12 protein-coding genes and 1 tRNA gene are annotated in these 12929 nt (G+C 28.4%); 5 read left to right on the top strand and 8 right to left on the bottom strand.

What is annotated here, in order from left to right; all coding sequences use genetic code 11:
• The first annotated feature begins 33 nt into the window (after window positions 1–33).
• The gene (locus AC5SLO_RS06245) at window positions 34–1128 is read left to right on the top strand and encodes an FAD-dependent monooxygenase (protein ID WP_494573101.1); all 1095 of its coding nucleotides are present in this window, start codon (window positions 34–36) and stop codon (window positions 1126–1128) included.
• 1 nt (window position 1129) lies between these two features.
• On the opposite strand, the gene AC5SLO_RS06240 is transcribed toward AC5SLO_RS06245, so the two are convergent.
• Complete coding sequence (locus tag AC5SLO_RS06240; protein ID WP_494573100.1) at window positions 1130–1762, bottom strand: LON peptidase substrate-binding domain-containing protein; 633 nt, start codon at window positions 1760–1762, stop codon at window positions 1130–1132.
• Window positions 1763–1807: 45 nt separating this feature from the next.
• Here AC5SLO_RS06240 and AC5SLO_RS06235 point away from each other — a divergent pair, with 45 nt between their 5' ends.
• From AC5SLO_RS06235 to AC5SLO_RS06225, 3 genes are all read left to right on the top strand, one after another.
• Window positions 1808–3253 (top strand): tetratricopeptide repeat-containing sulfotransferase family protein, encoded by a 1446-nt coding sequence (locus AC5SLO_RS06235; protein WP_494573099.1) that lies wholly within the window; start codon window positions 1808–1810, stop codon window positions 3251–3253.
• Between the two features lie 53 nt (window positions 3254–3306).
• Window positions 3307–3381, top strand: a tRNA-Gly gene (locus tag AC5SLO_RS06230).
• Between the two features lie 24 nt (window positions 3382–3405).
• The gene (locus AC5SLO_RS06225) at window positions 3406–3750 is read left to right on the top strand and encodes a 4a-hydroxytetrahydrobiopterin dehydratase (RefSeq protein ID WP_494573098.1); all 345 of its coding nucleotides are present in this window, start codon (window positions 3406–3408) and stop codon (window positions 3748–3750) included.
• Here the strand turns inward: AC5SLO_RS06225 and purH are convergent.
• The 6 genes from purH to AC5SLO_RS06195 form a co-directional block, all read right to left on the bottom strand.
• On the bottom strand, window positions 3740–5275 hold the full coding sequence (purH, locus tag AC5SLO_RS06220) for a bifunctional phosphoribosylaminoimidazolecarboxamide formyltransferase/IMP cyclohydrolase (RefSeq protein ID WP_494573097.1): 1536 nt from the start codon (window positions 5273–5275) through the stop codon (window positions 3740–3742). The genes AC5SLO_RS06225 and purH overlap by 11 nt on opposite strands.
• A complete protein-coding gene (locus AC5SLO_RS06215) occupies window positions 5275–6885 on the bottom strand; it encodes a heparinase II/III family protein (protein ID WP_494573096.1) in 1611 nt (536 codons plus the stop codon). Before AC5SLO_RS06215 ends, purH begins: the two co-directional genes overlap by 1 nt.
• A gap of 3 nt (window positions 6886–6888) precedes the next feature.
• Entirely contained in the window at window positions 6889–7548 is a 660-nt protein-coding gene (gene rpe / locus AC5SLO_RS06210; RefSeq protein ID WP_494573095.1) for a ribulose-phosphate 3-epimerase, read from the bottom strand.
• A 28-nt stretch (window positions 7549–7576) separates the two neighbouring features.
• Window positions 7577–7933, bottom strand: a complete 357-nt coding sequence (locus tag AC5SLO_RS06205) for a hypothetical protein (protein WP_271516410.1) — start codon at window positions 7931–7933, stop codon at window positions 7577–7579.
• Window positions 7934–8011: 78 nt separating this feature from the next.
• Window positions 8012–9820: a sodium:solute symporter family protein gene (locus AC5SLO_RS06200; protein ID WP_494573094.1), complete on the bottom strand. Its 1809-nt coding sequence runs from the start codon at window positions 9818–9820 to the stop codon at window positions 8012–8014.
• A complete protein-coding gene (locus tag AC5SLO_RS06195; protein WP_494573093.1) occupies window positions 9820–10080 on the bottom strand; it encodes a DUF4212 domain-containing protein in 261 nt (86 codons plus the stop codon). The genes AC5SLO_RS06200 and AC5SLO_RS06195 overlap by 1 nt, the downstream gene beginning before the upstream one ends.
• Before the next feature lie 134 nt (window positions 10081–10214).
• On the opposite strand from AC5SLO_RS06195, the gene AC5SLO_RS06190 reads away from it, so the two are divergent.
• The gene (locus AC5SLO_RS06190; protein WP_494573092.1) at window positions 10215–10838 is read left to right on the top strand and encodes an esterase; all 624 of its coding nucleotides are present in this window, start codon (window positions 10215–10217) and stop codon (window positions 10836–10838) included.
• On the opposite strand, the gene acs is transcribed toward AC5SLO_RS06190, so the two are convergent.
• Window positions 10835–12922, bottom strand: a complete 2088-nt coding sequence (acs, locus tag AC5SLO_RS06185) for an acetate--CoA ligase (protein ID WP_494573091.1) — start codon at window positions 12920–12922, stop codon at window positions 10835–10837. The two genes, AC5SLO_RS06190 and acs, sit on opposite strands and share 4 nt — an antisense overlap.
• Window positions 12923–12929: the final 7 nt, after the last annotated feature.

Raw genomic sequence — 12929 nt, 5'->3', positions numbered from 1 at the left:
ATCTAATTTTTATTGTTAAAATTAAAAAATATTATGAATGTATGCATTATAGGAGAAGGATTAACCAGTCTAGCTTTAGCTAAAAATCTTATAAATAAAAAAATAAATGTTCATATTTATTATAAAACTAAAATTCAAAAAAAAATAACTAGTAGAACTATTGGTATATCAAAAAATAACTTAGAATTTTTTAAAAAAGAAATTTTTGAAATGACCAAAATAAATTATTGGAAAATAAAAAAAATAGAAATTTATTCACAAAAAATTAAAAATGAAAATATCTTTAATTTTAATAATGAAAAAGATGATTTATTTTATATGGTTAAAAATGAGCGACTTTATGAATTGTTAAAAAAAGAAGTTTTAAAAAGTAAGTTTATTAAAAGAATAGCAATCAATAAAAAATTAAACGAAAAAAATCTTAATAAAAAAAATTATGATTTGATAATAAATAGTGACCCAAATAATTTTATTGCAAAGAAATATTTTACAAAAAAGATAGAAAAAAATTATTTTAATGTAGCCTACACTGCAATTTTTAAACATAAAAAAATAGAAAATAATACTGCAGTTCAGGTATTTACGGAGTTTGGTCCTATTGCATTTTTACCTATTTCAAGTAATGAAACTTCAGTTGTATGTTCGTTGGATACAAAAAGTAAAAGATTCTCAAACTCTGAAATAATAGAATTGATTAATAAAAATAATCCCAAATATTTAATAAATAAAATTTTTGACATTAATAGTTTTAAATTAAGTTCATCAATTTTAAGAAATTATTATCAAAAAAATATTTTAGCTTTTGGAGATTTATTACACAGAATTCATCCCTTGGCTGGACAGGGTTTCAATATGACTATTAGAGATATAAAAATTTTATCTAAAATAATTCAAAATAAAATTGATTTAGGTTTACAACTAGATATTTCAATTTTAAGAGATTTTGAAAATCAAGCCAAAAATAAAAATTTTATGTTTTCAAATGGTATTGATTTTATTTATGAATTTTTTAGTTTAGAAAAAAAATTAAAGATTAAAAACTTAACTAAAATTCTTAAAGTAGTTGGTAAAAATAATAATTTTAATAATTTATTGATTAAAATTGCAGATAGGGGAATAAATCTGTAATTTATTGAATGGTTGAATTATCAAAGTTATCATAATTATAAGTATTTAAAATTTCAGCAATTTTATTTTTTCTAATTTCTAAATCTTGGCTTTCCAGCAATATTTGTTTTTCTTCTAATGAAAAAGGAGAGGCCATTGCAAGAGCATTAATTGTTTCATTTAAATCTTGTTTTTCAAGTGATTTCCAATTGATTATATATCCTTTTTTTTCAAATAATGTTTTTAAGTCTTTAAAAATTAATTCAAGATCAGAAAATCTTAATTCTTTTTTTGAAATTTGTAAATCATCAGAAAAATCATCAAAAGTGACTTCACATTGACGATAAGTCTTATCTGTTTTAATTTCTTTAATTATTTTAAATCGAGTTAGTCCATTTAGATCAATTAAATATCTGCCATCAACCTTTTCAAAATTGGAAATTTTTCCTAAACAACCAACCTCATATAAATCGAACTTATCAGTATTTTTTTTTTGTTTTGGTTGGATTAAACCAATTAATTTATTAGTTTCAATACTATCGTTGACCATATCTAAGTACCTTGGTTCAAATATATTTAAAGGAACAGACGTTTTCGGAAAAAGTATAAAGTTTGATAAGGGAAAAACAGGAATAATATTTGGTAGTTTAATCATTTTTTTATTTATGTTTAATAGTATTTAAATAAGGTGTTTGCAACAATGAATAATCAAGATGTTAAAATAAAAAAAGCTTTTGGACTGTTTAATAATAAAAAATTTGAAGAGTCTAAACTTATATTTTTAGATCTTATTAAAAATAAGCAATTCGATAAAAAAATATATTATATGCTTTATGAAATATATTTACAATTAAATGATAACAAAAATGCTAAAAAATACATAATAAGTTTTTTAGAATTTGATAATAAAAATTATGTTGCATTAAATCAATTAGCAAATTTATACTTAAAAGAGGGTGCCATTAAATTAGCAGAAGAAAATTATATAAAAGCTATAAATCTAAAAAAGGATTATTTAATAGCAATTACAAATCTAGCAGTTCTTTATCAAGGAATAGGAGATAAAGATAATGCAGAGAAGTATTATTTAGAAGGGATTAATCTATCACCTTACGATTTATCTATTTATTACAATTTAAGTAGAGTTAGCCCAAATTTAATAAATGATAAAAAAATTGAATTTATATCTAAAGTTCTTAAAAAAAAAAAATTAGAACCCTTTAATATGTCAGCTGGTTTTTTTTTATTAGCAGAACATAATAAAAGAAAAAAAAATATTGATGAAGAAATTAAAAACTTAAAGTTAGCACACAAATATGCTTTTGAGGACAAAATAAATATTAACCAACAATCAAAAAATTATTGGTTAAACATTATACCCAAAAATTATAAAAATATTAACTTTCAATTTGAGAAAGATATTAATGAAAATTTAAAAAATTTAGAACCTATTTTTATTGTCGGACTTCCAAGATCAGGGTCAACAGTTGTAGAGGCAATCCTATCTTCAGGAAAAAAAAAAATTTTAAATCTTGGTGAAACCAATTTGATTAATTGGTCAGTTATTACCACACCAAATAAAACAATGTCATTACTGAATGCTAAATTAATTTGTAATAAACTTGAAATGACATTGGATAATTTAGGAGTGTCTAATTTAAAAGATAATATTTTTATAGAAAAATCATTAGAAAATTTTTTTTATATTGAGTTAATTTTAAAAATTTTTCCTAAAGCAAAATTTATTAACACATATAGAAATGTATCAGATAATGTTTTTGCTATTTTTCAGCAGTTTTTATCAAAAATATCTTGGTCTCATTCTTTAGAAGATATTTTAGAGTATACAAACAATTATTTAACAGTAATCAATTTCTTTAAAAAAAAATATCCAAATAAAATACTTTCAGTAAAGCTTGAAGATTTGACTAGCAATAGAGAAGAATTAGCAAAAAATATTTATAAATTTTGTGAATTAGAATGGGATAAAAAAGCTCTAGACTTTTATAAAAGAAAAGATCTATTTACCTCTACTGCAAGCAATCTTCAAATTAGAAACGGACTACATGATTACGATAGGAATAAATACAAGTCATATCGGTACCTACTAAAAAGTTTTTTGGTTAAATATGACTGGCTAAATTAATAATTTAACTATTGCTTGAATTAAAAAAAACATCTAATTATAATCTTTTTTATGCGGGTCTAGCTCATTGGTAGAGCGAATCGTTGCCAACGATTAGGTAGAGGGTTCGATTCCCTTGACCCGCTCCATTAAATTATAAAGTTTTAAATTAAATGAGTGATCTTGTAAGTAAAAAATGTGTACCCTGTGAAGGAGGAGTATTACCATTTGATATAAGTGAAATTCACAAATATCAGAAAAAAGTTGATGGTTGGGAATTAAAAAAGAATGAGAAAGATGTATTTTTCTTAGAAAAAAATTTTATATTTAAGAATTTTATTAGCAGTCAAAATTTCGTTAATAAAATTGGAGAAATTTCTGAAAAAGAAAATCACCATCCAGACATTTCTTTTGGGTGGGGCTATGCAAAAATTATAATTACTACGCATGCAATAGAAGGTCTCTCTGAGAATGATTTTATTTTAGCAGCTAAAATTGATCAAGTTGCTAATGTCTAAAATGTCTAGTTTTAGAAAAAACTAATATCGTATTAGTTTGATTTGCGAATTTTATTATTTCCTTATCTCTAATAGAACCAGAAGGTTGTATAACAGCACAAACTCCAGCTTGAATTAATTTTTCTATTCCATCTACAAATGGAAAAAATGCATCTGAAGCTGCAACTACGTCTTCTCTAAAATTTTCAAATTTATGCATTTTATCAATTGCAATTTGGCAACTATCTAGTCTACTTGGTTGACCTGAACCAATACCTACTGTTGCTTCATTAGCAGCCAAAACTATTGCATTTGATTTGACATATCTACAAACATTAAAAGAAAAAATTAAATTTTTTAATTGTGATTTAGTAGGTTTTTTTTTTGAAACTATCTTAAAATCTTTAATGTTAAATTTATTTATATCTTCAGACTGAGTTAAAATTGCTTCATTAGCAGAATTAAATCTTACTAAATCTTTTATTTTAAAATTTGAAGAGTCTATTAGACGTAAATTTTTTTTATTTTTTAATATATTAAGGGCCTCTCTATCAAATCCATTAGCGATAATAACCTCTAAAAAAATATTTTTTAATTCTTTTGCTAAAGTTTTATTTATTTTATAGTTGCATGCAATTATTCCACCAAAAGCACTAATAGGGTCACAAGCCAGTGCTAATTTATAACTTTCTAGAGCATTTTTATGAATAGATACACCACAAGGGTTAGCGTGTTTTATAATAACCGTTCCAGTATTGGAGGGCAGTGATTTTGAAATAGTTAAAGCCGAAAATATATCATTATAATTGTTATAGCTTAATTGCTTTCCATGAATTTGATCCAAATTTAAACTATTAGTTTTTGAATAAACAGCAGCTTGCTGATGTGGATTTTCTCCATATCTTAAATTCTCTACTAAATTTCCATAAATAATTTTTTTTTTAGGAAATTTATTATCTTTAATGTTGTTAAAGTAATTTGAAATTACCGCATCGTAATAAGCCGTTTCAGAAAAAGCTTCTAAAGACATTTTTTCTCTAAATTCCAAAGATGTTGAACCTTTATTTAATTGCAGTTCATTAATAAGCTCAGAGTATTGATTTGAGGAGGTAATAACAGTTACATCCTTATAATTTTTTGCTGCAGCTCTAACCATTGTTGGTCCACCAACATCAATATTTTCTATTATTTTTAAATGATTATTTGTTTGTTCTAAAGTTTTCTCAAATGGATAGAAATTAACTATAACAAGGTCTATTTCATGAAAATTATTATTTTTTAAATCATTTTTATGTTTTTTATTTTGTCTTTTGCTTAATATCCCAGCATGTATTTTTGGATGCAGTGTTTTAACTCTTCCACCAAGTATTTCAGGAGATCCTGTGTATTCTGAGACCTCTAAGCATTTAAATTTTAGTTTCCTAATTTCTTTGTAAGTGCCACCTGAGCTTATGAATTCAACTTTATATTTAGTTAAAATTTTTAAAAGGTCTTTTAAATTACTTTTATCAGATACAGAAATTAATGCTTTTTTGATTTTATTCATTATAATTTAGTAATTTCCCATTTTATAGTTTGATTTTCATCATTAGTCATTCCTGAAATAAATATATTTTGATTATCAGAAAAAGAATTTTTCTTACCAAAATATAGTCCGTTATCAATATTGATAGTATTATTTTCTGAGTTAAATTTCCATCCTTCACCATCAAGATCAATGAGTATTGAGTTGTTATCCTGTGTTTTCATTACCTTAATATTTGGCTCTAAATGAAATCTAATTTCAAATTTTAGATTTTTAATACCATTTTTTGAAATCATTTTATCATGACCCACAAATTTTATTTGTTCTGGATAAAATTCAACTTCTCTTTCATGAATAATACCGTATCGCTTTAGGTAGCCATCATGTGAGGCATGAACTTTCCAATAATTTTTTTCAAGAATAATATTTCTTTTTAATATTTTTAAACCCTGTAAAAGTTTGGAACCCTTATTTTTAGTTTTAGTAAATTTACATGAAGATCTGTCATCTATAATTAATGTGCTATGGACTGCACTTGATTTAGATAAATCATTTAATTTATGTTTGTAGTTTTGAAAATATCCAGAGTTACAAATTAATTTTTTACCATTTGTTAATATCTCTAAAGATAAAGCACCTGCCTGATAATCAGATGAAAATTTCTTATCAGGACTATCTCCAATATCCATTATTAGAGAGTATTTCTTATTATTAAGAATTACATATCCTCCTATTTCTTTGTTTTGAGATTTAAAGTTATAATCAAACTTTTTCAGATAATGATCAAAACCACCGTTATTTGTTTCATGATTACCGTTGAATAATAAGTCCACACTATTATTTTTCCAAGTAAAGGCATATCCTTGTCCTAAATAATAAATATATTCATTGATATAATCTGGTATTTCATTTTGAGATTCTTTGATCCACTCTCGAATTAGAATAAAATATTTTAAGTAAAAATTTAATTGTCTTATGTTTCTAGATTTTGGAAAACCATCATTATCTAAAGAAAATTTAGCAAATTTTTTAAGTAAATTAAGCCCTTTATCTAAGTATTTATCTTCATCTTGGTAGCACAATCCGACTAAAATAATAGCAGCACAACCTATCATTTTATCATCAACTTTTTCAGACCGTTCAATTTGATCAATTAAATAGTTAATTTGTTTTTTAATAACACCGTTGAAATTATCTTTATAGGGAGTAGTGCCATCTTCATAAGTTAATCTAGCATTTGAAATCCAAGCTATTATTCTTTTTGCCAATATATCTATTTCCCAGCTTTTATGATTATAACGATAATTTTTGCTTATCCATTGTTGTATTATTTCTTGAATATCTTTTTTTGAGGATCTTAAATCTAAACTAAATAACCAAAAAAAACTGTTTAAATTTTTATAATCTTTATCTTTTAAATTTTTATCATTCCAGATGTTACCTAATGAGTAGTTTTCAATGTTAATTTTTTTTTTTTCAAATTTAATAAGAGAGTCTAAAAGATTAGGACTTGGTTGATATTCTAAAGAACTGATGATGGTAGGATTAATTTTTTTATTATAAATACTTGAATTTAAATAAAGTGAAAGAATTTTTTTTTTAAAAAAAATAAATGAGTTATTAAAAATCATTATTTAACTTGATTTTAGAAGCTCTATATTTTTTTTTATATTTCCATTGTTATTTTTAAATATAGTTGTGCCTGAGACCAAAATATTAGCACCAGCTTCAATAGCCAATTTATTATTATCAAAGTTAATTCCCCCATCAATTTCAATATCAAATTTCAAATTTTTTTGATCTTTTATTTTTTTTAACTCTTTAATTTTTTGTAATACTTCTGGCATAAATTTTTGACCACCAAATCCAGGATTGACACTCATGATTAAGATTAAATCTATCTCTTCTAGAAAATTTGTTACTAAATTAATTTCACTTTTAGGGTTTAGTGATACACCCACTTTTTTATCTAAACTTTTAATGTGTGCTATTGAACTTTTTAAATCTTCAGTTGCCTCAGGATGTATAGTTATAATATCTGCTCCAGCATCTGCATAATCTTGAATGTATTTATGTACTGGTGAAATCATTAAATGAACATCAAATGGCAGTTTTGTATATTTCCTTAAAGTCTTAATAATTGGAGGCCCCATAGTTAAATTTGGCACAAAATGACCATCCATCACATCTACATGGATCATATCAGCCCCACCTTCTTCTAGTCGTTTAATTTCATTTCCTAATTGACTAAAATCAGCTGATAAAATTGATGGTGATATTTGTATTTTTTTCATTGATTGCCAGCTTTACTAGTATCAATTTTTAAAATTTAATTGAATTAAATAATTGATAAATTTGTTTAGAAATTTCACTTTCTAGAGGAAATGATAACATTCCCATTACAGAATAACCTAAGACCCAGGGCATAAAGTAAAATCTTATCATAAAAAAGAACCATGCTACATATAATGGAACTAGAGGTCCTATGATGAAAGATGGGGTTATTGGTTTAAAAATTTTTATTAGTGGATTGGTAGATTTTACAAAAATCTTCATAAAAAAGAATTCAGAATCTTCTTTTTGAAAAATATTCATCGCAACTCGTCCTATTAAAGTCCACATAATCATACCAAATAAGTAATCTATAAAATAAACTAATGGATGGAAATTTGCTGACATTTAATGATTTATATTAGAAATGAGATTAAATTAAAAGGGGCGAAATTAATCGCCCCTTAGAATTAAAGTTTATTAGTTCTACTTACCAGTAACAGTTCTACCGCTTGGTATACGAACTTCATCAACCATTTTTTGAATCGCAGCCTCAGGTGCAGAAGTCATTAAACTTACTACCACCATTGCTACAAAACTAACAGCTGCTCCGAAGATACCAAATGTTAATTGAGTAAGTCCTAAGAACCCACTTCCACCACTTCGCACCCAAACTAGGTACCAAATAGCAGAACCAAGACCTAAAACCATACCAGCAATAGCACCTTCTCTGTTGGCTCTCTTCCACCATACACCAAGTACAAGTGGGAAGAACAATCCAGACATCGCAAAGTCGAAAGCCCAGATAACTGAACCTAAGATACCTTGGATTTCCATTGCCGCAATAGTTGCTCCAGCAAAACCAATTATTACAAGTAATACCCTTGCAACAAGAAGTCTTTTTGCAGTTTCTGCTTTTGGATCAATCATTTTGTAATAAACGTCATGAGAGATCGCGTTCGCAATTGCTAGGATCAAACCATCAGCTGTTGACATGGCAGCAGCCATACCTCCAGCAGCAACCAGTCCTGAGATTACATATGGTAATCCAGCTATTTCTGGTGTTGCTAACACAACTGCTTTACCGCCCATGAAAAACTCGTTTAACTCAAGAGTTCCATTGCCGTTAAAGTCACTGATGAACATCAAGTTTGCTTGATTCCAGTTTTGGAACCAATCTATTGACTGAACTTCAGCAAATGATTTACCAATAATACCAGTTGGTAATGTTGGATCGATCAACGATAGTTTAGATAGCGTTGCTAACATTGGCGCTGAAGAATACAGAAGGAAGATAAAGAATAATGACCAACCAACTGATTTTCTAGCTGCTTTTACACTTGGAGTAGTAAAGTATCTCATCATCACGTGTGGTAATGATGCTGTTCCCATCATCATCGCCAATGCTAATGAAATAAACGCCCAAGGTGTTGCATTTACTGCAGAGTGTGCTTTAGTTATTCCAGCTAACCCTTTAGGTACCGTTGCTAGATCAGCAGCAGAGTTTTTAACAAAACCAAACTGTTGTTCTAACTCACCAATTCTAGCTACTTCATCAGCTAACATAAAGTGAGGGAAGAAACCCGCACCCATTTTGTTACTGATCCAAAAAATTGGAAGTAAGTAAGCTATAATTAGCACGATATATTGTGCAACCTGTGTCCAAGTTACCGCTCTCATACCCCCTAACATTGAACAAAGTAAAATACTTATTAGTCCAATATATACAGCGTATTTAAAGTCGATATCTAGAGCAACAGATGCAATAGTACCAGTAGCGTTAATCTGAGCAGTCACATAAGTGAATGAAGCAACAGTTAAAACTATTACCGCACATAGTCTCGCTAAATTACCACCGTATCTTGTACCTACAAAATCTGGAACCGTGTAACAGCCAAATTTTCTTAAGTATGGTGCTAATAAAGTTGCAACTAATATGTAACCACCAGTCCAACCGACAAGTAGAGCCATATATCCATAGCCTTTGAAGTAAATACCACCTGCCATTGCAACGAATGAAGCACCAGACATCCAGTCTGCCGCCGTCGCCATTCCATTGAATACAGTTGGAACTTGCCTTCCAGCTACGTAATATGCGTCTGCTTGAGCTGTTCTTGATAGATAACCGATCAATGCATAGATGAATATTGTAAAGGCTACAAAAGCAACACCTATTGCTTTAGCAGTCATACCCATCTGCTCACCAATTGCCATTAAGATTATAAAACCTATAAAACCTCCTGTATAGATTCCGTAAACTTTTGGCAAATTGTCTATAAATTTACCTTTTATCATTATTGATCTCCTTTTTCGTTGAAGCCAAATTCTTCATCGATTTTCTCTTGCCTATTAGCAAACCAGAAACATAAAATTACAAAAATTCCAAGAGATCCTTGACATGTAAACCAGTATGTCCATGGATAACCGAAAGGTCCTGTAACCTCATTCATTTCAGCTGCAAAAAGGAAGATGCCGATAGAGAAAACAAACCAAATAGCCAATGTTACGAATAACAATGTCCTAGTTTTTTCCCAGTGTTTTGTTGCGTTTGACATTTATACCTCTCTGTTTTTAGTTATAACTAACCGAAAACATACCCATTCTGATGGTTTTTAAAAGGCTAAAATTTTTCAAATTAAGTCCTTATTTGCTTAATTTTTAGGCTATGATGGCGCACAATTTAACATTTATGCAAAAATATAAGCTTTCCTGGAGAGATATATCACTCAATGATTTTAAAGTTTACTTGTTTGCGATGTTTAAGGCTTTTATCCCAAAGAAAAAAATTAAGAATTTAAATGACCTTGAACACTTTATTCAAACAAAATCTGCCTGGGTAACGCAAGTTACTTTATATAATTATTTAAAAACTAGAATGGGCACAAGGTACGTTCTTCATTTTGACAATGACGTGTTCATGGCATCTCTTGATATTGCCAGATGGAATATTTATTCTGTTGCTTTACAGGATCTGACATTATTTACTTTCTCATATTTAAAAGTTAATTTTAATTATCAAAACATCAACCAGTCTAAAGAAATTTTTTTTAAAATTTTAGATAGTGAATCTTCTAATAAGATGCCAGTTGATATTATTGAGGGAGCAAAAAAAACTTTTAATGAGCGACATCAAAATATAAACTGGGAAACTTATTATAAAGATCTGCCATTTAATCCTAGCGCATTATCATTATATAAATGGGCCCCAATAGCTGAAGAATTAAAAACTTTAGATAGAAAAATTGTATTAAACTCTATGATTTTAAAATGGGATAATGTTGAAAAAGAGTTTAAAGAGTTAATAAATTTTTAAATATTTTTTCTATTATCAACTAAACTTTGTACAACACTTGGATCAGCTAAAGTTGTCGTATCTCCTAATTGGTCATGCTCATTAGCAGCAATTTTTCTTAAAATTCTTCTCATAATTTTTCCTGATCTCGTTTTAGGTAGCCCAGGTGAGAAATGAATGATGTCTGGTGTTGCAAGAGCACCTATCTGCTTACGAACCCAAAGTTTTAAATCTCTCTCTAGGTCAAGGTCAGCTACCTCATCAACATTTAAAGTAACATAGCAGTAAAGTCCGTTACCCTTGATATCATGAGGATAACCAACTACTGCAGCTTCAGCAACTTTTGGATGGGCAACAAATGCACTTTCTATTTCGGCAGTTCCAAGGTTATGACCAGAGACAATAATTACATCATCAACACGTCCTGTTATCCAATAGTAACCGTCTTCATCTCTTCTAGCACCATCCCCCGTAAAGTATTTACCATCAAACTGAGAAAAATAAGTATCAATAAATCTTTGATGATCACCATACACTGTCCTCATTTGTCCAGGCCAAGATTGGGAAATACACAACCTTCCTTCGCCAGCTCCCTTAATTTCATTTCCTTCTTTATCAACAATTGCTGGCTTAATACCATAAAATGGTTTTGTGGCCGAACCTGGTTTTAAATTTATAGCTCCTGTTTGAGGACTAATTAATATTCCACCTGTCTCAGTTTGCCACCAAGTATCAACTATAGGACAATTTGAATTTCCTACAGCTTTGTAATACCACATCCATGCCTCTGGATTTATTGGCTCACCTACCGTACCTAGTAATTTTAAAGATTTTCTTGAAGTTTTTTTCAAAGGACCATCACCTTCACGCATCAAAGCTCTAATGGCTGTTGGAGCAGTATAAAAAATATTTACTTTGTACTTGTCAATGATTTCCCACCATCTCGAACTGTCAGGATATGTTGGAATTCCTTCAAACATTATAGTTGTGGCACCATTAGCGAGTGGACCATAAATTATATAACTATGACCCGTAACCCACCCAATGTCAGCAGTACACCAATAGATATCTTTAGGTTTATAATTAAAAATATATTGATGAGTCATTGAGGCATAAACCATATATCCACCAGTTGTATGAAGAACTCCTTTAGGTTTGCCAGTTGAACCAGAGGTATAAAGAATGAACAATGGATCTTCAGCATTCATCTCTTCAGGTTCACAGTGATTGGGAACACCTTCAATTAAATCATGGTACCAAATATCTCTATCATTATTCCAGCTAATTTGACCTCCCGTTCTCTTGACTACAATACATTTTTTAACATTAGCACAGCTTCTTAAAGCTTCATCTGTAATTTGTTTTAATGGAATAGTTTTTCCACCTCTAACTCCTTCATCAGCTGTTATGATATATTCTGATTCACAATCATTAACTCTTCCAGAAATAGAGTCTGCTGAAAATCCTCCAAAAATAATAGAATGAACTGCACCAATTCTAGCACAAGCAAGCATTGTAATCGCAAGCTCTGGTATCATTGTTAAATAAATTGTAACTCGGTCACCTTTTTTAATTCCTAATCTTTTCAAACCATTTGCAGTTTTTGATACTTCTCTGTGTAATTGATTGTATGAAATTTTTTTTGTATCTTTTGGATTATCTCCAACCCAGATAATTGCAGTTTTATCTTTTTTATTTTTTAGATGACGATCTATACAATTAGCAGAAGCATTTAATGTTCCATCTTCATACCATTTAATTCTAACTTCTTTCTTACTATATTTAACATTTTTAATTTTTTTGTACGGCTTAATCCAAGTTATTCTTTTTCCCTCATTTTTCCAAAATTCATTATTATTTTTAATTGAGTCAGAATATTTTTTTTGATACTTGGTCTTATTAATTAAAGCACTTTTGACCCATTCTGGTCTAGTTTTAAAAACTAGCTCTTTTTCTTTTTGTATTTTTACTTTTTTTTTTGAAACTTTTTTTTTAATTTTGGATTTTACAGAACTCTTTTTTTTAGCTTTTGTTTTTTTTTTAAGCTTAGGCTTTTTAGAGCTTCTTTTTTTAGCTTTAGATTTTGTTTTTTTTCGTTTTGGCATGATTTAA

The organism is Candidatus Pelagibacter sp. PS_44 (assembly GCF_059417735.1).
Note: the sequence above shows the minus strand (reverse complement) of the source record. Positions and strands in the feature narration are given on the sequence as shown.